Source organism: Burkholderia sp. BCC1638, from assembly GCF_902833195.1.
Classification (GTDB): Bacteria; Pseudomonadota; Gammaproteobacteria; order Burkholderiales; family Burkholderiaceae; genus Burkholderia; species Burkholderia diffusa.
This window is the reverse complement of record NZ_CADFEC010000005.1, coordinates 328,016-353,197: the sequence shown is the minus strand read 5'-3', so window position 1 is coordinate 353,197 and position 25,182 is coordinate 328,016. Positions and strand designations below refer to the sequence as shown.

Here is a 25,182-nt window from a genome sequence, read left to right as displayed (position 1 = left end):
CGTCCGCGGGCCACGCTGAACTGGCACACGCCTCTGGAAATCCTTGCTCAGATTCTGGCTAACCCCACGGATCGCGCTCCTGTTCAGTAACCCGCGAGGTGTTGCACTTCGCCCTTGAAACCGCCCGGATCAAACCGTCCGCTCATTCAGCATTCCGATAAAAATCACATGCATCAGGAGGGTCGTCATGAACGTGCACCGCTTCACGAAATCGCTGTGTCTCGGATTCGTCTGCGCGGGCCTGCTCGCCGCCTGCAACGACGACGACGTCCAGTCGAGCGGTACGCCGTCGAATAGCGCCGCACTGTCGTTCCGCATGGACGCCGGCGGGCAAATCAATGCGTTCTACCGGCAGGACAAGGTCGCCGCGCACCTGCTGGTGCGCTCGTCGACGAAACCGCGTCTGCTCGTGGTGTTTCCGGCCGGCAATAGCGGCACCGGGCTGTGGTTCGACGACGTCGCTCAGCCGGTGAACTGGAGTCTCGACACGCCGCCGTCCGCGCTGTCGGCGCCCGACCCGCGCGGTCGCGCGCTGTACGGCATCGGCGCCGACGTGGCGGTCGACACCGACACGCTGACGATTCGCCAGGGCCTGCTCGGCAACGTGCGCTTCCTGCGCGACTTCAACGGCGGCGCGACGATTCCGCCGGAGATCGTCACTACCCCGACGGTCCAGGGCAGCGCCGCACAATGGCAGCGCGACCGGATCGACGGCGCGCCCGGCCAAATGCTGCGCATCACGCTGCGCGACGGCGGCAGCATCGCGACGGCCGCGGGCGGCAAGCTCGTGCTGCGCGCGGCGGCCGGCGCACATACGCTGAAACTGCACGTCGACGCGCTGTCGGGCGAGACGCCGCTGTCGCCGATCCTGCGCGCGGATCTGCTCGCGCCGTCCGTGAATCCCGACCCGGTCAGCCAGAACGTGCTCGAATTCCTGAGCTTCCACGACAAGCTGCTGGCCGGCTCGTGGCAATACGACACGTACTTCGGCCGCGACACGCTGATCTCGGTGCGCATGCTGATGCCGGTGCTCGAGCCCGCGGCGATCGAGGCCGGGCTGACGTCGGTGCTGAGTCGCCTGTCGAACGACGGCAAGGTCGCGCACGAGGAAGGCATCGGCGAATTCGCGCTGGTCGACAACGCGAAGCACGGCCGGCCGAACGATGCGACGCCGACCTACGATTACAAGATGATCGACAGCGACTACCTGCTCGCGCCGATCGCGGCGGCCTGGCTGATCGACGACGCGCGCGGCCAGGCGCGCGCGGCCGCCTATCTCGCGCAACGCGGCAGCGACGGCCAGACGAACGGCAGCCGGCTCGTCGTCAACCTGCTGCACGTCGCGGCGACTGCGCAGCCGTTCGCCCAGCAGCCGTCGGTCGCGAACCTGATCCACCTGCGGCCCGGCGAGATCGTCGGCAACTGGCGTGACAGCACCGACGGGCTCGGCGGCGGCGTCTATCCGTACGACGTGAATGCGGTGCTCGTGCCGGCCGCGCTGCGCGCGGCGAATGCGTTCCTCGCGCGCGGCCTGCTCGATCCTTACCTGGACGCCGGGCAACGCGCAGCGCTCGCGAACACATCGACCGAAGCGGCGACCTGGGAGCAGCAGGCGCCGCCACTGTTCCAGGTGAGCGTGCCGGCCGCGCAGGCAGCGACCGACATATCGGCCTATGCGCCGTCTGCCGGTGTGCCGGCCGGCGCCGCGCCGAGCGCGCCGCTGATGTTCTACGCGCTGTCGCTCGACCAGCAAGGCACGCCGATCCCGGTGATGAATTCCGACGGCGGCTTCGCGCTGCTGTTCGGCACGCCGCCGGACGACCAGCTTCAGCGGATCGTCGCCGACGTCACGCGGCCGTTCCCGACCGGGCTCGTCACCGACGTCGGGATGCTGATCGCGAACCCCACGTATGCGAACCAGGCGCTGTGGCCCAAATTCACGAGTTCCGCGTATCACGGCACGGTGATCTGGTCGTGGCAGCAGGCGATGTGGGTCGCCGGGCTCGACCGCCAGCTCGCGCGCCAGGATCTGTCGGACACGACGCGCACGCTGCTGACGCAGGCTCGGCAGACGATCTGGCAGGTGATCTCGAACGGACGCGACATGCGCACGTCGGAAATGTGGACCTGGTCGTACATGAACGGCCGGTACCAGACCGATGCATTCGGCACCCGCAGCGCGGATGCAACCGAGGCCAACGCGGCGCAGCTGTGGAGCACGACGTATCTCGCGATCCGCGATCCGCAACTGCGCGCGGGCAAGTACTGGTGGCAGGCGTCGCAGCGGATGCAGGACGCGCAGCCGGAGCGGGCGGCGGCCATCGCGTCGCGTTAGCCGATGCGCCAGTAAAACGAAAGCCCCGCACGCTCACGCTCGTGCGGGGCTTCATTCAGGGTGCGTGCGAGACGAACCTGCCTCGCGTCGCGCCATCATGTTGCGGCCGCGCGCGCCACGTCGCCGAATGCGCGACGGCCGCTCGTCAGTGCGCGACCACGCGATTGCGCCCGTCGCGCTTCGCCTGGTACAGCCGTTCATCGACCGCCCGCAACAACGCATCGACCGTGCTCCCGTCGACACCGTACTGCGCGACGCCGACGCTGACCGTCACCTGCACGCGCTTGAAATCCAGCCCGAACGGCGAACTCGCGATCGACGAGCGCACGCGCTCGGCCGTCATGCGCGCGCCTTCGAGCGGCATCTCGGGCAACAGCGCCATGAATTCCTCGCCGCCGACCCGCGCGAGCGCACCGGCCGGACGAATCGCCTCGAGACACTGGCGCACGACGCCGCGCAGCACCTCGTCGCCGATCTGGTGCCCGTACGCGTCGTTGATGTTCTTGAAGTTGTCGAGATCGAGCGCGAGCAGGCAAAACGGCGTGCCGTCGCGCTCCGCGCGCACGATCTCGCGCTCGACCTGCGCGATGAACTGGCGGCGGTTCGACGCCCCCGTCATCGGATCGGTCGCGGCCATGTATTCGAGCTTCTGGTTCGTGCGCCGCAACTCCTGCAACGCACTCTCGGTGCGCGCCATCGATTCCGACAGCCGGCTCATCAGGTCTTCCTGGCTGTAGATCGCCGAGAACGAGCGCGTCGTCTGCAGCGCCTGCACGACGCCGTAGCTGAGCAGGAAGAACCCGCCCGCGAAGATCGCATGCGCGAGCCACCACATGTGGTTCCAGGGCTTGCCGAGGATGAACGCGAGCGACGACAGCGCGAACGCCATGATCGACACGCCGTAGATCACCATCAGCGGCGAACGGATGCGCCGCGCGAGCAGCACGCCGACGTTGAGCAGCGAAAACACCAGCGCGCCGCCTTCCATCGACAGTCGCGTGCCCAGCGCGCCCGCGACCGGCGAATACGCGATGTATGCGACCGCCACGTCGACGACCAGGAACAACACGATCCACGGCAGCCACGTTCGCGCGCGCGTACGCTTCTCGAACCGATCGGGCGGCTGCGAATACGACAGCAGCCCCGTCAGCAGCAGGATCGACATCACGAGGCGCGATGCGGGCCCGTACAGCAGGAACAGCCAGATGTTGTGATGCGCCATCCCGGTGAACAGGCCGTGCATCGCATAGATCATCGCGAAGCCCAGAAAGCCGAGTGTCAGCCAGCGCAACAGCGGCTCGCCGGACGACCGGTAGCACACCCAGGTCACGTAGGTGACGAATGCGCCCTCGAGGGTCGCGGCCGCGATCGCGATTTCATGGAAGGCGTGGCTCTCGAACACGACGTGCGGGTCGCTGAAGAACCACAGGTAGGCGATCAGATAGGCTGGCAGCAATGCGAAGCCGACCAGCAGGCATTTCGCATAGAGCCTCGCGGCCGCGCTGACGACGCGCGGCGGTTCCCCGGCTGCATAGGTCGTGCTCAATTCGGTCCCCGTTCGGTCTGCTGCGTGGTTCGAACGTTCACGGTGCCGGACACGCGCGATGCATCGACTGCGCCGGCTACCGGAAACGCATCACGTGCGTCGGTGCGATGCACGCGTTGCCCCATCCCGCCGAAAGGCAAATGTCAGAGCAAGTATAGGTGCGGCAATTCGTTTGACAAGTAAGGGGAAACGGCAGCATCGAACCGGCACCGTTTGCTTCCCGATCCTTTCGAATCGCATTCGACGGCCGCGGCTTGCGTCGGCGCAAGCGGCGGCCGTCGGCCGGCATGCAAAAAATCAGACGATTTCGAACAGGCCGGCGGCGCCCTGCCCGCCGCCGATGCACATCGTGACGACCACGTATTTCACGCCGCGCCGCTTGCCTTCGATCAGCGCATGGCCCGTCAGGCGCGCACCGGACACGCCGTACGGATGGCCGACCGCGATCGCGCCGCCGTTCACGTTCAGGCGGTCGTCAGGAATCCCGAGCGTATCGCGGCAGTACAGCACCTGCACCGCGAACGCTTCGTTCAGTTCCCACAGGCCGATGTCGTCGACCTTCAGCCCCGCCTGCTTCAGCAGCCTGGGCACCGCGAACACCGGGCCGATGCCCATTTCGTCCGGCTCGCAACCGGCGACCGCGAAACCGCGGAACACGCCGAGCGGCTGCAGCCCTTCGCGCTGTGCGACATCCGCGTTCATCACCACGCACGCCGACGCGCCGTCCGAGAACTGGCTCGCGTTGCCCGCGGTGATCACGCCGCCCGGCACGGCCGAACGGATCTTCGAGACGCCGTCGAGCGTCGTGTCGGGCCGGATGCCTTCGTCGGCCGACACCGTCACGTCCTGCGTGAACAGCCGGCCCGTCGCCTTGTCGGCGATGCCCGCGCGTATGGTGATCGGCACGATCTCGTCGTTGAAGCGCCCGGCTTCCTGCGCGGCCGCGGCCCGCAGTTGCGACCGCACGCCATACTCGTCCTGCCGCTCCTTCGAGATTCCGTAGCGCTTCGCGACGTTCTCAGCCGTCTGAAGCATGTTCCAGTAGATCTCGGGCTTGTGCTCGACGAGCCAGCCCTCCTGGATCATGTGCCGGTTCATCTCGTTCTGCACGCACGAGATCGATTCGACGCCGCCCGCGACATACACGTCGCCCTCGCCCGCGATGATCCGTTGCGCGGCGAGCGCGATGGTCTGCAGCCCGGACGAGCAGAATCGGTTCACCGTCATCCCCGGCACGCTTACCGGCAGCCCGGCGCGCAGCGCGATCTGCCGCGCGATGTTCGCGCCGGTCGCGCCTTCGGGGTTCGCGCAGCCCATGATCACGTCCTCAATGCGCGCGGGGTCGAGCTTCGCGCGCTCGAGCGCGGCCGCGACCACGTGGCCGCCGAGCGTCGCGCCGTGCGTCATGTTGAATGCGCCACGCCACGATTTCGCGAGCGGCGTGCGTGCGGTCGATACGATTACGGCTTCGGTCATGCGAGTCTCCTTCGGTCCTGCTTCATGTCCTGAATCGGGGATGGGAATGCGCTACGCCGTCGGGCGCGCGCCCGCGGACGTCACATGTGCGACGCCCGCCGCCTGCATCTGTTGCCATGCGTGCGCGAGCGACCCGTTCAGGTCGATCGCACGGCACGCATCGTTGATCACGGCGGCCTCGAAGCCGGCCGCGCGCGCATCGAGCGCGGACCACGCGACGCAATAGTCGGTCGCGAGCCCGCAGCACCACACGCGCTTCGCGCCGAGCTCGCGCAGATAGCCGGCGAGCCCCGTGCGCGTCGTGCGGTCGGCTTCGACGAACGCGGAATAGCTGTCGACCTGCGCGTCGCCGCCCTTGCGGATCACGAGCCTCGCATGCGGGATGTCGAGGTCGCGATGCAGCGCCGCGCCTTCGGTGTCCTGCACGCAATGCACGGGCCACAGCACCTGCTCGCCGTACGGCAGCGCGAGCGTCGAGAACGGCTCGCGCCCCGGATGATTCGCCGCGAACGACACGTGGTCGCGCGGGTGCCAGTCCTGCGTCAGCACGACCTGGTCGAAGCGTCGCGCGAGCGCGTTGATCACCGGTACGACCGCGTCGCCGTCCGGCACCGCGAGTGCGCCGCCCGGCATGAAGTCGTACTGCACGTCGATCACGAGCAACACGTCGTCAGTGCGTTTCATTGCGTTTCTCCTTGCAAGCCCGGTCGCGCCGTCACGCCCGGCGTCAGCCGTTGAACCCACGTCCGGCCTTCGCCAGTTCGACGATCGACGGCGCGAGCTGCCACGCATCGCCGTTCGGCGCGGCCGCATAGCGGCGGATCGCGCGCTCGACGTTGTAGAGGCCGACCATGTCCGCATACAGCATCGGGCCGCCACGCCACAGCGGGAAGCCGTAGCCGGTCAGATAGACCATGTCGATGTCGGACGCCTTCGACGCGATCTTCTCCTCGAGAATCTTCGCGCCTTCGTTGACGAGCGCGAACACGAGCCGCTCGACGATCTCGTCGTCGCCGATCTTGCGCCGCTCCACGCCGCGCTCCTTCGAATACGCGACGACCATCTCGTCGACGAGCGCCGACGGCTTCGCCTTGCGCTCGCCCGGCACGTAGTCGTACCAGCCGCCGCCCGTCTTCTGGCCGAAGCGGCCCTGTTCGCACAGGCGGTCGGCGATCTTCGAGTAATGCAGATCGGGCTGCTCGACATAGCGGCGCTTGCGGATCGCCCAGCCGATGTCGTTGCCGGCGAGGTCGCTCATCCGGAACGGGCCCATCGCGAAACCGAACTTCTCGATCGCGCGATCGACCTGCGCGGGCAGCGCGCCTTCCTCGAGCATGAAGAGTGCCTGGCGGATGTACTGCTCGATCATCCGGTTGCCGATGAAGCCGTCGCACACGCCCGACACGACCGCCGTCTTGCGGATCTTCTTCGCCACCGCCATCACGGTGGCGAGCACGTCCTTCGCGGTCTGCGCGCCGCGCACCACCTCGAGCAGCTTCATCACGTTCGCCGGGCTGAAGAAGTGCATGCCGACCACGTCCTGCGGCCGCTTCGTGAACGCGGCGATCTTGTCGACGTCGAGCGTCGACGTGTTCGACGCGAGAATCGCACCGGGCTTCGCCACCGCATCGAGCTGGCCGAACACCTGCGCCTTCACGCCGAGTTCCTCGAACACGGCCTCGATGATCAGGTCCGCATCCTTCAGGTCGTCGTAGGACAGCGTCGGCGTGATCAGCGCCATGCGCGCGTCGAGCTTCTGCTGCGTGAGCTTGCCCTTCTTCACCTGCGCGTCGTAGTTCTTGCGGATCGTGGCCAGCCCGCGGTCGAGCGCGTCCTGCTTCGTCTCCAGCAGCGTGACGGGCAGGCCCGCGTTGATGAAGTTCATCGCGATCCCGCCGCCCATCGTGCCCGCGCCGATCACGCCGACGCGGCGGATCTCGCGCACCGGCGTATCGGCCGGCACGTCGGGAATCTTGCTCGCCGCGCGCTCGCCGAAGAATGCATGGCGCAGCGCGCGGCTTTCCGGCGTCATCATCAGCGCGACGAAACCGTCGCGCTCGGCGACGCTGCCCTTGTCGAAACCGTTCAGCACGCCGGCCTCGATCGCGTCGATGCACTTGTGCGGCGCGGGGAAGTTCGGCGCGGCGGCCCGTGCGGAATTGCGCGCGAACTGGATGAAGCCCGCCGCATTCTCGTGGACGATCCTGCGATCGCGCACGCGCGGATGCGGCCCCTGCCGCGCGCTGACCTTGCGCGCGAACGCGACGGCCGCGTCGAGCAGGTCGCCGTCGGCCATCTCGTCGAACAGCCCGCTCGTCGCGAGCTGCTCCGACGGCACCGGCGCGCCCGACACGATCATGTTCAGCGCGGTTTCGAGACCCACCGCACGCGGCAGGCGTTGCGTGCCGCCCGCGCCCGGCAGCAGGCCGAGCTTCACCTCCGGCAGCGCGACCTGCGCGCCGGGCGCCGCGACGCGATAGTGCGCGCCGAGCGCGAGTTCCAGGCCGCCGCCCATCACGACGCTGTGCAGCGCCGCGACGACCGGTTTCGCGCTCGCCTCCACCGCGCGGATCACGGTGTGCAGCGTCGGCTCCTGCAGGGCCTTCGGGGTATTGAATTCGGTGATGTCGGCGCCGCCCGAGAACGCGCGGCCCGCGCCGGTCAGCACGATCGCCGTGACCGACGGATCCTGCGCGGCGCGATCGAGCGCGTCCATGACGCCCTGGCGTGTCGACAGGCCGAGCCCGTTGACGGGCGGATTGTTGAGCGTGATGACGGCCACGCCGTCGCGAGTCGAGTAATCCACTGCCATCTGCCTGCCTCCATGCATCGCGCGCCGGGGTGGCTGCGCTTCATTGTGCGCGGTCGAACGGCCGCATGTCCGGATCGAACGGAGGCAGCATACAACGAAAAAGCACGGTCGTTCAATTTGATTTTTTCCCGATCCGGGGCCGGATCGGGAGACCGCGCGGCGGGCCGTCGCCGGCCGCGGCTTACGGCTCGCCGACCGCCGTCGGCAGCACGTAGTTGCGGAACGTCTCGCGCAGCTTCAGCTTCTGCAGCTTGCCGGTCGCGGTGTGCGGCAGCGATTCGACGAACACGACGTCGTCGGGCACCCACCACTTCGCGACCTTGCCCTCGTAAAACGCGAGCAGCGCGTCGCGCGTCAGGTTCGCCCCTTCGCGCGGCACCACGACGAGCAGCGGACGCTCGGTCCATTTCGGGTGCGCGCACGCGATGCAGGCGGCTTCGGCGACACCCGGGTGCGCGATCGCGACGTTCTCGATGTCGATCGAGCTGATCCATTCGCCGCCGGACTTGATCACGTCCTTGCTGCGGTCGGTGATCTGCAGGAAGCCGTCGGGGTCGATCGTCGCGACGTCGCCGGTCGGGAACCAGCCGTCCGACAGCGGCGACGTATCGCTCCCGAAGTAGCGATCGATCACCCAGGGCCCGCGCACCTGCAGTTCGCCGAACGCGACGCCGTCCCACGGCAATTCGTTGCCGTCGTCGCCGACGATCCGCATGTCGACACCGCAGATCACGCGACCCTGCTTTTCCAGCAACCGGCGCTGCGCGTCGAGCGGCCGCTGCGACTGCGCCCAGTTCAGCGTCGCGAGCGTGCCGAGCGGCGACAGCTCGGTCATCCCCCACGCGTGGATCACGCGCACGCCGTATTCGTCCTCGAACGTGCGCAGCATCGCGGGCGGGCACGCGGAGCCGCCGATCACCGTGCGGTTCAGCGTCGAGAAACGCACGCCGGCCTCGCGCATGTAGTTCAGCAGCCCGAGCCACACGGTTGGCACGCCCGCGGAAAACGTCACGCGTTCAGCCTCCATCAGTTCGTACAGCGACTTGCCGTCGAGATCCTTGCCGGGCAGCACGAGCTTGCCGCCCGTGAGCGGCACCGCATACGGCAGCCCCCACGCGTTCACGTGGAACATCGGCACGACGGGCAGCACGGCGTCGAGCGCCGACAGGTTCATCGCGTCGGGCAGCGCGGCGCCGTATGCGTGCAGCACCGTCGAGCGATGCGAATACAGCACGCCCTTCGGGTTGCCGGTCGTGCCCGACGTGTAGCACAGGCCGGACGCCTGCAATTCGTCGAGACGCGGCCAGTCGTAGCGGCCGTCCTCGGCGTCGACGAGCGTTTCGTAGCAGAGGAACGGCGTCGCGCCGGACGGCAGATGCGCGGCGTCGGTCATCGCGATCCAGCCTTTCACGTGCGGACATTGCGGCGCGATCACGTCGATGAGCGGCGCGAAATTGATGTCGAAGCAGACGTAGCGGTCTTCCGCGTGATTGACGATGTAGGCGATCTGCTCGGGAAAGAGACGCGGGTTGATCGTATGGCACACGGCACCCATCCCGCCGATCCCGTAATACGCCTCCAGATGCCGGTAGCCGTTCCAGGCCAGCGTGCCGACGCGGTCGCCCGATTCGACGCCGAGCCGCGCGAGCGCCTGCGCGAGCCGTTTCGCGCGCTGCTCGCAGTCGCGGTACGTGTAGCGATGCAGGTCGCCTTCCACGCGCCTCGACACGATCTCCGTGTCGCCCGCATGACGCGCGGCGTGCGCGATCAGCGACGACACCAGCAACGGCATGTCCATCATCTGGCCCAGCAACGGCTTACCCATCGTCTTGTTCTCCCGGAAGGACGCGAATCGGTGACCAGCCTCGAAACGGTGCGCCAGCTTGCAGCCTGTCCACGGCCCGGACAGGCCTGACGCAAGGCGCGCGGGCCGCCATGCGGGCGGCGCGGCGCCGCCTTACAATATCGGCTTACCCAGAGGCGCTCAACATGTCGTTTTCCCGAAGCGCAGCCGATACGGCTGACACTCTCCCCGACCTCGCCGCGACGCTCGGCGCACCGGCCACCGGCGCGTTCGTCACGCTCGGCGACGCGTTTCATACGCGGCTGCCGGCCGCGCCGCTGCCCGCGCCGTACGTCGTCGGCTTTTCCGACGAAGTCGCGAACCTGCTCGGGCTGCCGGTGTCGCTCGGCCAGCAGCCCGGGTTCGCCGAGCTGTTCGCCGGCAACCCGACGCGCGACTGGCCGGCGAGCGCGATGCCGTATGCGTCGGTGTATTCCGGTCACCAGTTCGGCGTGTGGGCCGGCCAGCTCGGCGACGGCCGCGCGCTGACGATCGGCGAACTCCCCGGCGCGGACGGCCAGCGCTACGAACTGCAGATCAAGGGCGGCGGCCGCACGCCGTATTCGCGGATGGGCGACGGCCGCGCGGTGCTGCGCTCGTCGATCCGCGAATTCCTGTGCTCTGAAGCCATGCATCACCTCGGCATCCCGACCACCCGCGCGCTCACGGTGATCGGCTCCGACCAGCCGGTGGTGCGCGAGGAGATCGAGACGTCGGCTGTCGTCACGCGTGTTTCGGAGAGCTTCGTGCGCTTCGGCCACTTCGAGCATTTCTTCTCGAACGATCGCCCGGACCTGCTGCGCCAGCTCGCCGATCACGTGATCGACCGCTTCTATCCCGCATGCCGCGACGCCGACGATCCGTACCTCGCGCTGCTCGAAGCCGCAATGCTGCGCACGGCCGACCTCGTCGCGCAGTGGCAGGCGGTCGGCTTCTGCCACGGCGTGATGAACACCGACAACATGTCGATCCTCGGCGTGACGATCGACTACGGCCCATTCGGCTTCGTCGACGCGTTCGACGCGAACCACATCTGCAACCACTCCGACACGAGCGGCCGCTACGCGTACCGGATGCAGCCGCGCATCGCGCACTGGAACTGCTACTGCCTCGCGCAGGCGCTGCTGCCGCTGATCGGGCTGCAGCACGGGATCGCCGACGACGATGCGCGCGCCGAGCGCGCGGTCGACGACGCGCAGGCCGTGCTCGCGAAGTTTCCCGAACGCTTCGGCCCCGCGCTCGAACGCGCGATGCGCGCGAAGCTCGGCCTCGAGCTCGAGCGCGAGAACGACGCCGAGCTCGCGAACAAGCTGCTCGAAACGATGCACGCGAGCCATGCGGACTTCACGTTGACGTTCCGCCGGCTCGCGCAGCTGTCGAAGCACGACGCGAGCCGCGACGCGCCGGTGCGCGATCTGTTCATCGATCGCGACGCATTCGACGCGTGGGCGAACCTCTATCGCGCACGGCTGTCCGAGGAAACGCGCGACGACGCGGCCCGCACGGCCGCGATGAATCGCGTGAATCCGAAATACGTGCTGCGCAACCATTTGGCCGAAGTCGCGATCCGACGCGCGAAGGAAAAGGATTTTTCCGAAGTCGAGCGACTCGCGCAGGTGCTGCGCCGGCCATTCGACGAACAACCGGAACACGAAACGTATGCGGCATTGCCGCCCGACTGGGCCGGGTCGCTCGAAGTGAGCTGCTCGTCGTGACCCGCACGACCCGACCGACCGATCAGGAGAACACCCACATGTCACACGATTCCGACGACAAGACCTTCCCGTACCAGAAGGACGACGCCGAACTGCGCCGCCGGCTCACGCCGATGCAGTACGAGGTCACGCAGCATGCGGCGACCGAGCGCGCCTTCACCGGCGAATACACCGACACCGAGGACGCCGGCATCTACAAATGCGTCGTCTGCAGCACGCCACTGTTCGAATCCGGCGCCAAGTTCCATTCGGGCTGCGGCTGGCCCAGCTACTTCAAGCCGCTCAACGGCGAGGTGATCGACGAGAAGATCGACCGCTCGCACGGCATGGTGCGCGTCGAGGTCCGCTGCAATCATTGCGGCGCGCATCTCGGCCACGTGTTCGAGGACGGACCGCGCGACAAGACCGGTTTGCGGTACTGCATCAATTCGGCTGCGTTAAACTTCGAGTCCCGACCCGAAAACGAATGAGCGGCACCGGACGGATCGGTCGGACAGCCTGCCCGGCTGCCCCGATCCCGGACGGTGGCGCCTGGCGGGTCCCCACAACGGTGAAAGGCCGCGCGATGCGGCCTTTCACGCAGCTGCGAGCGCCATGAAATTCCTGTTCGATCTGTTTCCCATCATCCTGTTTTTCGCCGCCTTCAAGGTTTGGGGCATCTTCACCGCCACCGCCGTCGCGATCGTCGCGACACTGGCCCAGGTCGCGTGGGTGGCCTTCCGACACCGGAAAGTCGACACGATGCTGTGGGTCAGTCTCGGCGTGATCGTCGTCTTCGGTGGCGCCACTCTCGTCCTGCATGACGAGAAATTCATTCAATGGAAACCGACTGTGCTGTACTGGCTGTTTGCGATCGGGCTGCTCGCCGCACGCTATGCGTTCGGCAACAACCTGATCGAGAAGATGATGGGCAAGCAGCTCACGCTGCCGCACCCCGTGTGGGACAAGCTGAACGTCGCGTGGGCGCTGTTCTTCGCGGTGCTCGGCGTCGCGAACCTGTACGTGGTGCACAACTTCACCGAATCGCAGTGGGTGAACTTCAAGCTGTTCGGCACGACGGGCGCGATGGTCGTGTTCATCATCCTGCAGAGCCTGTGGCTCACGAAGTACCTGAAGGACGAATGACATGACCGACGCCTTTCTCGCCGCCTCTCCCGACGAACGCATCGCGCTGATCGAAGCGCGCCTGAGCGCAGCGCTCGCGCCGCTGTCGCTCGCGGTGCGCGACGACAGCGCGCAGCACGCGGGCCACGCCGGCGCGGCCGCCGGCGGCCACTACACGGTGACGATCGTGTCGGCCGCCTTCGCGGGCAAGCCGCGCGTCGCGCGGCACCGGCTGGTGTATGATGCGCTCGCTGATGCGATGCAGCGCGGCATTCACGCGCTCGCGATCGTGGCTTATACGCCCGAAGAATTCAACGAATCTTCAATCTAGTCTCAACAGGAATTCCCGATGATCCTGAAATCCCCCCGCCTGTGGGTCGCGGCGGCTGCATTCGCAGCGGCACCGGCATTCGCCCAGAACATCGCCGTCGTCAACGGCACGCCGATTCCGAAGTCGCGCGCCGATGCGATGGTCGCGCAGCTCGTCCAGCAAGGCCAGACCGACAGCCCGCAGCTGCAACAAGCCGTGCGCCAGGAACTCGTGAACCGCGAAATCCTGATGCAGGAAGCGATCCGCGAAGGCATTCCGAACCGTCCGGACGTGAAGGCGCAGGTCGCCGTCGCGCAACAGACCGTCGTGCTGCGCTCGATGATCGAGAGCTTCCTGAAGAAGAACCAGCCGACCGATGCGGAAGTGAAGGCGCGCTACGACGATCTCGTGAAGGGCGCCGGCGGCAACCGCGAGTATCACCTGCACCACATCCTCGTCGACAGCGAGCAGCAGGCGAAGGATCTGATCGCGAAGATCAAGGCCGGCGCGAAGTTCGAGGATCTGGCCAAGCAGTACTCGAAGGATCCGGGCTCGGGCAAGAACGGCGGCGACCTCGACTGGTCCGATCCGAAGGCGTACGTGCCGGAATTCGCGGCCGCCGCGCAGAAGCTCCAGAAAGGCCAGATGACCGACGCGCCGGTGAAGACGCAGTTCGGCTGGCACATCATCCGTGTCGACGACGTCCGCGACATCGCCCCGCCGCCGTTCGACCAGGTGAAGGCGCAGATCGCGCAACAGCTCGTGCAGCAGAAGCTGCAGGCGTTCGAGGAAGGCCTGCGCCAGCAGGCGAAGATCCAGTAACGTCGGCGACGATCGCCCACGCAAAGGCCGCTCCCCGGAGCGGCCTTTTCTTTTTCACGCATGCCTGTGGTCGGCCAGCCCTCGCGGCGGCCGCGCAAAGAAAAAGCCGCTTCGAGGCGGCTTTTCAGGACTGCGGGATAACGTTCGCGCAGCGCGGCGAGCCGCTATGCCGGATAAAACACATCGTGGTAGCGGACTTCACCCGACGGCCGCGGCGCGGCTTCTTCGAACGCCAGCGCGAGAAAATACTCGGGCGGCGCATCCGGGAACACCAGATCGCCGGACTGCACGAAGTCGAAGCGCGCGTAATACGCGGGATCGCCGAGCACGACGCAGCCGCGCGCACCGAGCCGGCGCAACGCGTCGAGCCCCGTGCGCACGAGCCCCGCGCCGATGCTTTGCCGCTGGCATTCGGGCAGCACCGCGAGCGGTGCGAGCCCGTACCATTGCTGGCTGCCAGCCGGCTCGCCGTCGATCGACACCGGCGAAAACGCGACGTGACCGATCACGCGCTCGTCGCGCTCCGCGACGAGCGACACGCTGAGCACACCCTCCGCGCGCAGCGCATCGACGATCTGCCGTTCGAACTGACCGTGCTGCGGCTCGTCCGCGAACGCGGTCACGATCACGCGACCGATCGCATCGACATCGCTCGCGCGTTCGTCGCGCAGCGTGACGATCTCGACCGGTGCGTGCGGATCGAACATCAGCCGATCCAGCGGCGTGCGTTACGGAACACGCGCATCCACGGGCTCGCTTCGCCCCAGCCTTCCGGATGCCAGCTCATCGTGACCGTGCGGTGCACGCGCTCCATGTGCGGCATCAGCACCGAGAAGCGGCCGTCGGCCGTCGTGACCGACGTGATGCCGGCCGGCGAGCCGTTCGGGTTGAACGGATAACGCTCGGTCGCCTCGCCACGGTGGTCGACGTAGCGCATCGCGACCGCGACGCGATCGATGTCGCCCTGCTGCGAGAAGTCCGCATAGCCTTCGCCGTGTGCGACCGCCACCGGAATCCGCGAGCCTTCCATCCCCGCGAAGAAGATCGACGGCGACTTCTCCACTTCGACGAACGAGAAGCGCGCCTCGAACTGCTCCGACTTGTTGCGCGTGAACTTCGGCCATGCCTCCGCGCCCGGAATCATCGACGCGAGGCTCGACAGCATCTGGCAACCGTTGCAGATGCCGAGCGCGAACGTGTCGGGACGCGCGAAGAAGGCCGAGAACATGTCGGCGAGATTCGCGTTGAAGCGGATCGTCTTCGCCCAGCCTTCGCCCGCACCCAGCACGTCGCCGTACGAGAAGCCGCCGCATGCCACCGCGCCCGCGAAATCGGCGAGCGTCGCGCGGCCGGCCAGCAGGTCGCTCATGTGCACGTCGTGCGCATCGAAGCCCGCGCGGTCGAACGCATAGGCCGTCTCGAGATGCGAGTTCACGCCCTGCTCGCGCAGGATCGCGACACGCGGGCGGGCGCCCGTCGCGATGAAGGGTGCTGCGATGTCGTCGGCCGGATCGAAGCTCAGCACCGGCGAGATGCCCGGGTCGGCCGCGTCCAGCAGCGCGTCGTATTCGGCATCCGCGCAAGCGGGGTTGTCGCGCAGGCGCGCGATGCGCCAGCTCACTTCGCTCCACGCGCGATGGAGTTCAGCGCGCGGCGCGTCGAACACCTTCTTCGCGTCGCGGTACACCTCGATCACGTCGCGATCGTTGACCGTGCCGATCACGTGCGAGCACGCCGACAGACCGAACTCGCGCAGCGCGCCGAGCACCGCGTCGCGATCGGCCGCGCGCACCTGCACGACGGCGCCGAGTTCTTCCGAGAACAACGCGCGCAGCGTGCGATCCTCGCGACGGCCGCTCGTCTGCTTTGCCCAGTCCTTCGCGTCGCCGTAGTCCGATTCGTGATTCGGGTCGAGCGTCAGCATGTCGACGTTCAGCGACACGCCCGCGTGACCCGCGAACGCCATTTCGCACACCGTCGCCCACAGGCCGCCGTCCGAGCGGTCGTGGTACGCGAGCAGCTTGTCTTGCGCGTTGAGCGACTGGATCGCGTTGAAGAAGCGCTTCAGGTCTTCCGGATCGTCGACGTCCGGCGTCGTATCGCCGACCTGCTGCGTGACCTGCGCGAAGATGCTGCCGCCCATCCGGTTCTTGCCGCGGCCGAGATCGATCGCGATCAGCACGCTGTCGCCCGCGTCGGCGATGCGGCGCAGTTGCGGCGTCAGGTGACGGCGCACGTCCTCGACCGGTGCGAACGCGGAGATGATCAGCGACACCGGCGACACCACTTCCTTCGCGACGCCCTGCTCGTCCCACTTGGTCTTCATCGACAGCGAATCCTTGCCGACCGGGATGCCGATGCCGAGCGCCGGGCACAGCTCCATGCCGATCGCCTTGACCGTGTCGAACAGCGCGGCGTCCTCGCCGGCCGTGCCGCACGCGGCCATCCAGTTCGCCGACAGCTTCAGCTTGTCGAGCGACGCGATCGGCGCGCTCGCGATGTTCGTGATCGCCTCGCCGACGGCCATGCGGCCCGATGCCGGCGCGTCGATCACCGCGAGCGGCGTGCGCTCGGCCATCGTCATCGCCTCGCCCTTGAAGCCCGCGTAGTCGAGCGCGGTCACCGCGCAGTCGGCCACCGGCACCTGCCACGGGCCGACCATCTGGTCGCGCACCGACGTGCCGCCGACCGAACGGTCGCCGATCGTGATCAGGAACGACTTGCTGCCGACCGTCGGGTGCTTCAGCACGTCGACCGCGACTTCCGACAACGCGATGCCCGTCACCTCGACCGGCGCGCGCTCGGTCGCGACGCGCGCGACGTCGCGGTGCATGCGCGGCGGCTTGCCGAGCAGCACTTCCATCGGCATGTCGACCGGGAATTCCTCGATGCCCGTTGCTTCGTCGTCGACGAGCTTCAGTTGGCGTTCGTCGGTCGCGACGCCGACCACCGCGAACGGGCAGCGCTCGCGTGCGCAGATCGCCTCGAAGCGCGGCAGGTCGGCCGGCGCAATCGCCAGCACGTAGCGCTCCTGCGCCTCGTTCGACCAGATTTCACGCGGCGACAGGCCCGATTCCTCGAGCGCGACCTTGCGCAGTTCGAAGCGCGCGCCCTTGCCCGCGCCGTCGACGATTTCGGGGAACGCGTTCGACAGGCCGCCCGCGCCGACGTCGTGGATGCTCAGGATCGGGTTTTCCGCGCCGAGCTGCCAGCAGCCGTTGATCACTTCCTGCGCGCGCCGCTCGATTTCCGGGTTGCCGCGCTGCACCGAGTCGAAGTCGAGTTCGGCCGTGTTCGCGCCGGTCGCCATCGAGCTCGCCGCGCCGCCGCCCATGCCGATCCGCATGCCAGGGCCGCCGATCTGGATCAGCAGCGAACCTGCCGGCACGTCGTGCTTGTGCGTGTGTTGATCCGCGATGTTGCCGAGGCCGCCCGCGATCATGATCGGCTTGTGATAGCCGCGCACCTGACCGCCGACGTTCTGCTCGTACACGCGGAAGTAGCCGCCGAGGTTCGGACGGCCGAATTCGTTGTTGAACGCGGCGCCGCCGAGCGGGCCGTCGATCATGATCTGCAGCGGCGACGCGATGCGGTCCGGGCGGCCGTATGGGCCGTGCGCATCGTTCGGGTTGCGCTCGCCGACCGGCTGCGCCGCGTCGCGTGCGTTTTCCCACGACTGGCGTGCGTCCGGCAGATCGAGGTTCGACACGGTGAAGCCCGTGAGGCCGGCCTTCGGACGCGCACCGCGGCCCGTCGCGCCTTCGTCGCGGATCTCGCCGCCCGCGCCGGTCGCCGCGCCCGGGAACGGCGAGATCGCCGTCGGGTGGTTGTGCGTCTCGACCTTCATCAGCGTGTGAGTGAGCTCGGTGTGACGACCGTAGCGTTCGCCCGGCTCGCCGGCCGCGCCCGCGTTGCGCGGGAACCAGCGCTCGGCTTCGGCGCCGACCATGATCGACGAGTTGTCCGAATACGCGACGATCGTGCCTTGCGGGCTCAGCTTCTCCGTGTTGCGGATCATCGCGAACAGCGACATGTCCTGCGCTTCGCCGTCGATCGTCCACTGCGCGTTGAAGATCTTGTGGCGGCAATGCTCGCTGTTCGCCTGCGCGAACATCATCAGTTCGACGTCGGTCGGGTTGCGTTCGAGCTTGCGGAACGCGTCGACCAGGTAGTCGATCTCGTCGTCGGCGAGCGCGAGGCCCAGCTCGACGTTCGCGCGCTCGAGCGCGGCGCGGCCGACACCCAGCACGTCGACGGTCGCGAGCGGCTTGGCCGGCAACTCGTCGAACAGGTGCTTCGCGTCGTCGCGCGCGGCGACCACGCTTTCGGTCATCCGGTCATGCAGCGCGGCCGCGACGGCTGCGCGCGCGTCGTCGGACAGCGCCTTCTTGCCGCCGAGCAGGCCCGACTTCAGCGTGACCGTGAATTCGACGCCGCGTTCGATGCGGCGCACCTGCGTGAGGCCGCAGTGCTGCGCGATGTCGGTCGCCTTGCTCGCCCACGGCGAAACGGTGCCGAAGCGCGGCAGCACGACGAACGTCTCGGCCGTGCCCTTCTCGGCCGCCGGCTCGAACGGCGCGCCGTAGTGCATCAGCGCGTCGATGCGTGCGCTGTCGTCGGCCGACAGCGGCTCGGCCGCATTGACGAAGTGCAGGAACTGGCCGCGCACCGCGACGATGTTGGCGTCGATTTGCCTGAGCGTGTCGAGCAGACGGGTTTGACGGAAATCGGAGAGGGCCGAAGCGCCGGGAAAACACGAGAAGTGAGCCATGGGCTGGACTGACGTCGATGAGTCGCGCGAGGTGGCGACGTGGGGCGAAAGGAAGGCCGTAATTATACCCGGAAGTCGGCCGTCCCAGACCGGCTGATCGGCACCCGTCACGCACCGCAACGGTGCGGCGGCATCCGCGGCGCACAGCCGGCCGCCGGACCGGCACGCACGGCCGCGGCGGCCGGCGACCACGCGATGGCGGAATCGGACGAGGTCGCGCGACGCCGGTTCGCGCGATTTTGGCGCTATCATTCCCGGTTCACCGGGCCGGGAGCCCGTCAGCGAATCCTCACCGGGCGGCATGCATGCCGCCCGTCATCGAAGCAATCCATGGATGTCATCGTCATCGGCGGCGGAATCAGCGGCGTCGCCACCGCCTACCAGCTGCGCGCGGCCGGCCATCGTGTGTGCGTGGTCGAACGCCACGCGACCGTCGCGCAGGGCGCGACCTACGGCGACGGCGGCACGCTGCTGCCGAGCCCGCTCGACGTCTGGTTCGGGCCGACCTTCATGCGCCAGCGCCAGCCGCGTGACGCCGGCATCGTCTACAAGCCGGGCTTCAACGGCGGCGTGCGCCGCTTCGTCAAGCAGCTCGCCGCGCTGCGCGAGCCTGACGCATTCGCCGCGCAGTATGCGCGGCTGCGCCCGCTGATCGACGCGTCGCGCGAGTCGCTCGCCGACATCGAGGCGCGCCTCCAGATCGAATTCGAGCAGAAACCCGGGATCCTGCACGTCGTGCGCGACCCGCGCGACTGGGAAGCGCTGCAACCGGCACTCGACCTGCTGCGTGCGCTCGACCAACCGTACCGGGTGCTCACGGCCGACGAATGCGCGGCGCTCGAGCCTTCGGTGCCGGCCGAGCCCGGCTTTGCCGGCGGCGTGCTGCTCGAGAGCGAGCGCACCGGAAATTGCCCGCTGTTCGCGAAACTGATCAAGCAGACGCTCGACGAGCACGGCGTGCAGTTCCGCTTCGGCGCGGAGGTCGCCGCGATCCGCGTCGACACCGGCCGGGCCGCGGTCGAGCTCGCGCCGGCCGGCGGCCGGCACGCGACGAAGGCGCACGAGGTCGACGTGATGTCGGCCGACGCGATCGTGGTCGCCGCGGGCGCCGGCAGCCTGCCGCTGCTGGAGCGGCTCGGCTGGCGGCTGCCGCTGCATCCGGTGCGCACGCATACGCTGACCGCCCCGGTCGCGTACGAAGAACATGCGCCGCACCTGAGCGTCGTCGATTCGATCAAGCGGATTTCGATCACGCGCACCCACCAGCGGCTGCGCATCGGCGGCGGCGCCGTGCTGCAGAGCCTCGCCGACACCGCGAAGCCGCTCCCCGAGCCGCTGTCCGAGGCCGCGCTCGCGCTGCTCGGCCAGGCCGTCCACGACTGGGTGCCGGGCGCCGCGAAGATTTCCGCCGCGCTGTCGTGGCAAGGCACGCAGCTGCTGTCACCGGACGGCCTGCCGGTCGTCGGTCCGACCCCGCATCCGCGCGTGTTCGTCAATTTCGGGCATGGCCCGGCCGGTTGGGGCCTCGCGTGCGGGTCTGCTAAAGTGGTGACAGACTGTCTGAGCGGCGACACGCAGCAGTGGCCCGCCGACACGCTCGCCGCGCTGAGTCCCGCGCGCTTCACGACCTGACCGCCACGGGCCCGTCCCGGCGCGGCCTCCTCCCGCCGCCATGACCCCGCGATGACGAATCCCCGCCCGCTTCCCGACTCCGCCCCGCTCGCGCTGCTGCGCGTCGCCGACCTGCGCGCGGCCGAGGCCGCCGCGACCGCCGAACTGCCGCCGCACACGCTGATGGGCCGCGCGGGCGCCGCCGCCGCGCGCTGGCTGTCCGAACGGGTGGCCGGAGACGACCGCCCGGTCTGGTTCGCGGTCGGCCCCGGCAACAACGGCGGCGACGCGCTGGTAGCCGCCGCACAACTGCAGCAGCTCGGCGTCGCGACGCAGGCCTGGATGCCGGTGCCGGTCAAGCCCGACGATGCGCAATGGGCGCTCGGCCTCGCGCGCGCGGCCGGCGTGCCGCTGTCGACCGAACCGCCCGCCTCACTCGACGATTACGCGTGGGTCGTCGATGGGCTGTTCGGCATCGGCCTCGCGCGCGCACTCGACGGACCGTTCGCCGCCCAGGCCGCGCGCATCGCCGCACATGCCCGAAGCGGCGGCCGCGTGCTCGCGCTCGACGTACCGAGCGGGCTCGACAGCGACACGGGCCGGATCGTCGGCGCGGGCGTGGCCGTCACCGCGACGCACACGCTCACCTTCATCGGCGCGAAGCCGGGGCTTTATACCGGCGACGGCCGCGACCTCGCCGGCGAGATCGACATCGCGTCGCTTGACGTCGCACCGCCCGCCGCGCCAGCCGTCGTGCTGAATGCACCGGCACTGTTCGCCGCCGCGCTGCCCGCCCGCTCGTTCGCTTCGCACAAGGGTACGTTCGGCAGCCTGGCGGTGCTCGGCGGCGACACCGGCATGTGCGGCGCGCCGATCCTCGCCGCGCGTGCCGCGCTGTTCGCCGGCGCCGGCAAGGTGCATGTCGGCTTTCTCGGCGCCGGCGCGCCGCCATACGACCCGCCGTTTCCCGAACTGATGCTGCATCCCGCGGACAGCCTCGAGCTCAATGCGATGTCCGCGATCGCGGCAGGCTGTGGCCTCGGCGCGCGCGAGGCCGCGGTCGCCCTCGTGCGCGACGTGCTCGCGCACGACGCCACGACGCTGCTCGACGCCGACGCGCTGAACCTCGTCGCGACGCACGCCGACCTCGCCGCCGCCGTCGCCGCCCGCGGCGCCCGGGGCAACGCGTGCGTGCTGACCCCGCATCCGCTCGAGGCAGCGCGGCTGCTCGGCAGCGATACCGCGACGGTGCAGCACGACCGGCTGGCCGCGGCGCAGACGCTGGCCGCGCGCTACGCGAGCATCGTCGTGCTGAAGGGTTCGGGCACGGTGATTGCGGCGCCCGACGGCCGCCTGACGATCAATCCGACCGGCAATGCTGCGCTCGCCACCGGCGGCACCGGCGACGTGCTCGGCGGCCTGATCGGCGCGTTGCTCGCGCAGCGCGTCGCGCCGTACGAAGCCGCGCTTGCGGGCGTATACCTGCACGGCCTCGCGGCCGACACGCTGACCGCGAACGGCACGGGGCCGGCCGGCCTCACCGCGGGCGAACTCGCGCCGATGGTGCGCACGCTGATCAATCGCCTTTTTTACCCGTCGGCGCGCGCCGACATATAACGCCGCTATACTGGGTGCCCCGCCGCACGGCGGGCCCGCTCGTCCGCCGGCGTTCCGATCCCGATGCGCCGGCGCGGCATTCCTCCCGATTCACGCTTCACTCGAACCGCCATGACGCTGAATTCGCTCCCCGCCTGGACTGCCCTTCAATACCACTTCGAACAAATCCGCCACGCGCGGCTGCGCGACTGGTTCGCGCCGGAAAACGACCGCGCGCCGACCCGCGCCGAACGCTTCACGATCCCCGGCGGCGGCCTTGCGGCCGACTTCTCGAAGAACCGCATCAACGACGACACGCTGCGCCTGCTCGTGCAGCTGGCCCGCGAAGCGGGCGTCGAGGCGCGCCGCGACGCGATGTTCGCCGGCGAGATCGTCAACCCGACCGAAGGCCGCGCCGCGCTGCACACGGCATTGCGCGCGACCGACCCGCACGCGCCGTTCCATGCGCAGGTCAGCGCCGAGCGCGCGAAGATGGCGACCTTCGCACGCGCCGTGCGCAGCGGCGCGTGGACCGGCTACACCGGCAAGCGCATCCGCCACGTGATCAACATCGGCATCGGCGGCTCGGATCTCGGACCGAAGATGGTCACGCATGCGCTGCACCATGTCGCGACGCCCGACATTTCGACTCATTTCGTATCGAACGTCGACGGCGCCGATCTCGCGCGCGTGCTCGAACAGGTCGACCCGGAGGAAACGCTCGCGATCATCGTGTCGAAGACCTTCACGACGCTCGAGACGATGACGAACGCACGCTCGCTGCGCGACTGGTTCGTCGCGCGCGGCTGCCCGGAAGATGCGCTGGCGAAGCACTTCGTCGGCGTGTCGGCGAACCCGGCCGAAGTCGTGAAGTTCGGCATCTCCGCCGACAACGTGTTCGAAATGTGGGACTGGGTCGGCGGCCGCTATTCGCTGTGGTCGGCGGTCGGCCTGTCGATCATGATCGCGATCGGGCCCGAGCAGTTCGACGAACTCCTCGCCGGCGCGAACGACATGGATCGCCATTTCCGCGAAGCGCCGCTCGAGCGCAACCTGCCGGTGCTGCTCGGCCTGATCGGCATCTGGTATCGCAACTTCTTCGGCTCGCAGAGCTATCTCGTCGCGCCGTATTCGGAAGCGCTGCACTACCTGCCGTCGTACCTGCAGCAGCTCGAGATGGAAAGCAACGGCAAGTCCGCTCGCCTGGACGGCACGTTCGTCGACTACCCGACGTCGGCCGTCACGTGGGGCGAGCCGGGCACCAACGGCCAGCACGCGTTTTTCCAGATGCTGCACCAGGGCCCGACGATCGTGCCGATCGACTTCATCGCGGTGCTGACGCCCGAGCATCCGCTCGCGAGCCATCATCCGAAGCTGCTCGCGAACTGCTTCGCGCAGAGTGAAGCGCTGATGCTCGGCCGCACGCTCGACGAAGCGCGCAAGGTCGCCGGCCCCGGCAAGGAAGCGCTTGCGCCGCACCTGACCTTTCCCGGCAACCGCCCGACGACGACGCTGCTGGTGGATGCGCTGACGCCGCGCGCGCTTGGCGCGCTGATCGCGCTCTACGAGCACAAGGTGCTGGTGCAGGCAACGGTATGGGACATCAATCCGTTCGACCAGTGGGGCGTCGAGCTCGGCAAGATTCTCGGCAAGGTCGTCGAAGCCGACCTGTCGGCCGAAGCGGTCGATCCCGCGAAGCACGATTCGTCGACGACCGCGCTGATCGAGCGCGCGCGTGCGGCGCTCAAGCGCTGACGCTACAGCGTCGAACGCACGCCGGCCGCACCGGGTGATGCACCCTGCGCGGCCGGCAAGAAATTCGGTCTCGCGCTATGCCGCGTGCGGCGCGACGATGCGGCCGGCGTCGATGGTGATCGTCGTCGCGCAGCGCCGCGCGAGTTCGGCATCGTGCGTGACGAGCACGAGCGTCGCGCCGTGCGTGCGGTTCAGTTTGAACATCAGGTCGATGACGGCGTGGCCGGTGGCTGCATCGAGACTGCCGGTCGGTTCGTCGGCGAACAGGATTGCGGGATGCGTGACGAACGCGCGCGCAAGCGCGACGCGCTGTTGCTCGCCACCCGACAGCAGCTTCGGATAATGCGCGGTGCGCTCGCCGAGACCGACCTGCACAAGCAACGCGCGTGCCCGATCGGCGGCGTCGCGCGCGTTGATGCCGCCTTGCAGCTCGAGCGGAAGCATCACGTTCTCGAGTGCCGTCAGGTGCGGCATCAACTGAAACGACTGGAACACGAATCCGACCGCGCCGTTGCGCAGCGCGGCGCGCTCGTCCTCGTCGAGCTGGTCGAGCGCGCGGCCGAGCAGGCGAACCGTGCCGCTCGTCGCGCTGTCCAATCCCGCAAGCAGGCCGAGCAGCGTCGATTTGCCCGACCCCGATGCGCCGACGATCGCGAGGCTGCTGCCGGGCCGCACGGCGAACGTGATGCCGTCGAGGATCGTCAGCTCGCCCGTTGCGTCGGCGACCCGCTTGCACACGTCATGGACTTCGATGATCGGATCGGTAATCTTGAACATGGACACGACATTCCGCTGGAAAAGACGCGCGGCGTTCGCCGCGCTGCTGGGTACCCTGCTCGCAGCAAACGTGCCCGCACGCGCCGCGACGGCGGCGGCCTCGACATCGGGCCAGCCCGCGCTCGTCGTGCTCGGCGACAGCCTGTCGGCCGAATACGGGTTGCCACGCGACACCGGCTGGGTTGCGTTGCTGCGGCAACGGCTCGCGACCGAGCGAATCGATTATAGCGTCGCGAACGCAAGCGTCAGCGGCGACACCACGAGCGGCGGCCGCGCGCGACTGCCTGCGGTGCTGCAACGGCTCAAGCCGTCGATCGTCGTCGTCGAACTCGGCTCGAACGACGCGCTGCGCGGCGTGCCGCTCGCGACGACCGAACAGAACCTGCGCGACATCATCGCCGATGCGCGGCAAGCGCGCGCGAAGGTCGTGCTGGTCGGCATGTACGTGCCGCCCAACTACGGGCCCGATTACACGCAGAAATTCCATGCGGTCTACACGCGCCTGTCGAAGGAACTCGGCGTACCGCTCGTGCCGTTCCTGCTGGCCGGCATCGAGAACAAGCCGGAGATGTTCCAGTCGGACCAGATGCATCCCGCGCAGCAGGCACAGGGCATCCTGCTCGACAACGTCTGGCCGGCGCTGAAGCCGCTGCTCGGCAAGCCGCGCGGCTGACCTCGCGGCGCGCCATCGCCGGAAAGCAAAAAGCCC

Annotated in this window: 18 protein-coding genes; 10 read left to right on the top strand and 8 right to left on the bottom strand. The window is 68.5% G+C overall.

What is annotated here, in order from left to right; translation table 11 throughout:
- The first annotated feature begins 193 nt into the window (after positions 1–193).
- On the top strand, positions 194–2,335 hold the full coding sequence (locus tag HWX22_RS08645; protein ID WP_175915411.1) for a hypothetical protein: 2,142 nt from the start codon (positions 194–196) through the stop codon (positions 2,333–2,335).
- A 145-nt stretch (positions 2,336–2,480) separates the two neighbouring features.
- Here HWX22_RS08645 and HWX22_RS08640 read toward each other — a convergent pair whose 3' ends face one another.
- The 5 genes from HWX22_RS08640 to HWX22_RS08620 all read right to left on the bottom strand — a co-directional run bounded on the left by HWX22_RS08640 (position 2,481) and on the right by HWX22_RS08620 (position 9,994).
- The gene (locus HWX22_RS08640; protein ID WP_175915401.1) at positions 2,481–3,881 is read right to left on the bottom strand and encodes a sensor domain-containing diguanylate cyclase; all 1,401 of its coding nucleotides are present in this window, start codon (positions 3,879–3,881) and stop codon (positions 2,481–2,483) included.
- Between the two features lie 297 nt (positions 3,882–4,178).
- Positions 4,179–5,357: an acetyl-CoA C-acyltransferase gene (locus tag HWX22_RS08635; RefSeq protein WP_175915400.1), complete on the bottom strand. Its 1,179-nt coding sequence runs from the start codon at positions 5,355–5,357 to the stop codon at positions 4,179–4,181.
- A gap of 51 nt (positions 5,358–5,408) precedes the next feature.
- Positions 5,409–6,041, bottom strand: a complete 633-nt coding sequence (gene pncA / locus HWX22_RS08630) for a bifunctional nicotinamidase/pyrazinamidase (protein ID WP_059698553.1) — start codon at positions 6,039–6,041, stop codon at positions 5,409–5,411.
- Between the two features lie 43 nt (positions 6,042–6,084).
- The gene (locus HWX22_RS08625; RefSeq protein WP_175915399.1) at positions 6,085–8,169 is read right to left on the bottom strand and encodes a 3-hydroxyacyl-CoA dehydrogenase NAD-binding domain-containing protein; all 2,085 of its coding nucleotides are present in this window, start codon (positions 8,167–8,169) and stop codon (positions 6,085–6,087) included.
- A gap of 181 nt (positions 8,170–8,350) precedes the next feature.
- Positions 8,351–9,994, bottom strand: a complete 1,644-nt coding sequence (locus HWX22_RS08620) for a 3-(methylthio)propionyl-CoA ligase (protein WP_175908896.1) — start codon at positions 9,992–9,994, stop codon at positions 8,351–8,353.
- A gap of 164 nt (positions 9,995–10,158) precedes the next feature.
- On the opposite strand from HWX22_RS08620, the gene HWX22_RS08615 reads away from it, so the two are divergent.
- From HWX22_RS08615 to HWX22_RS08595, 5 genes are all read left to right on the top strand, one after another.
- A complete protein-coding gene (locus tag HWX22_RS08615) occupies positions 10,159–11,727 on the top strand; it encodes a protein adenylyltransferase SelO (protein WP_175915398.1) in 1,569 nt (522 codons plus the stop codon).
- Between the two features lie 38 nt (positions 11,728–11,765).
- Positions 11,766–12,197: a peptide-methionine (R)-S-oxide reductase MsrB gene (gene msrB, locus HWX22_RS08610; protein WP_059529717.1), complete on the top strand. Its 432-nt coding sequence runs from the start codon at positions 11,766–11,768 to the stop codon at positions 12,195–12,197.
- Between the two features lie 124 nt (positions 12,198–12,321).
- The gene (locus HWX22_RS08605) at positions 12,322–12,852 is read left to right on the top strand and encodes a septation protein A (RefSeq protein ID WP_011352350.1); all 531 of its coding nucleotides are present in this window, start codon (positions 12,322–12,324) and stop codon (positions 12,850–12,852) included.
- A gap of 1 nt (position 12,853) precedes the next feature.
- Positions 12,854–13,162, top strand: coding sequence for a BolA family protein (locus HWX22_RS08600; protein WP_059529714.1), 309 nt, complete (start codon positions 12,854–12,856; stop codon positions 13,160–13,162).
- An 18-nt stretch (positions 13,163–13,180) separates the two neighbouring features.
- The gene (locus HWX22_RS08595; RefSeq protein WP_059529712.1) at positions 13,181–13,963 is read left to right on the top strand and encodes a peptidylprolyl isomerase; all 783 of its coding nucleotides are present in this window, start codon (positions 13,181–13,183) and stop codon (positions 13,961–13,963) included.
- 164 nt (positions 13,964–14,127) lie between these two features.
- On the opposite strand, the gene HWX22_RS08590 is transcribed toward HWX22_RS08595, so the two are convergent.
- The gene (locus tag HWX22_RS08590; RefSeq protein WP_175908894.1) at positions 14,128–14,670 is read right to left on the bottom strand and encodes an N-acetyltransferase; all 543 of its coding nucleotides are present in this window, start codon (positions 14,668–14,670) and stop codon (positions 14,128–14,130) included.
- Positions 14,670–18,734, bottom strand: a complete 4,065-nt coding sequence (purL, locus tag HWX22_RS08585) for a phosphoribosylformylglycinamidine synthase (RefSeq protein ID WP_059817643.1) — start codon at positions 18,732–18,734, stop codon at positions 14,670–14,672. Before purL ends, HWX22_RS08590 begins: the two co-directional genes overlap by 1 nt.
- Positions 18,735–19,064: 330 nt before the next feature.
- Here purL and HWX22_RS08580 point away from each other — a divergent pair, with 330 nt between their 5' ends.
- From HWX22_RS08580 to pgi, 3 genes are all read left to right on the top strand, one after another.
- Complete coding sequence (locus HWX22_RS08580; protein WP_175915397.1) at positions 19,065–20,366, top strand: FAD-dependent oxidoreductase; 1,302 nt, start codon at positions 19,065–19,067, stop codon at positions 20,364–20,366.
- A gap of 51 nt (positions 20,367–20,417) precedes the next feature.
- Complete coding sequence (locus HWX22_RS08575; RefSeq protein ID WP_175915396.1) at positions 20,418–21,962, top strand: NAD(P)H-hydrate dehydratase; 1,545 nt, start codon at positions 20,418–20,420, stop codon at positions 21,960–21,962.
- 111 nt (positions 21,963–22,073) lie between these two features.
- Positions 22,074–23,696, top strand: a complete 1,623-nt coding sequence (gene pgi, locus HWX22_RS08570) for a glucose-6-phosphate isomerase (RefSeq protein WP_175915395.1) — start codon at positions 22,074–22,076, stop codon at positions 23,694–23,696.
- 75 nt (positions 23,697–23,771) lie between these two features.
- On the opposite strand, the gene HWX22_RS08565 is transcribed toward pgi, so the two are convergent.
- Entirely contained in the window at positions 23,772–24,473 is a 702-nt protein-coding gene (locus tag HWX22_RS08565; protein WP_059529693.1) for an ABC transporter ATP-binding protein, read from the bottom strand.
- Here HWX22_RS08565 and HWX22_RS08560 point away from each other — a divergent pair.
- A complete protein-coding gene (locus tag HWX22_RS08560) occupies positions 24,472–25,146 on the top strand; it encodes an arylesterase (RefSeq protein WP_059693358.1) in 675 nt (224 codons plus the stop codon). The genes HWX22_RS08565 and HWX22_RS08560 overlap by 2 nt on opposite strands.
- Positions 25,147–25,182 lie beyond the last annotated feature (36 nt).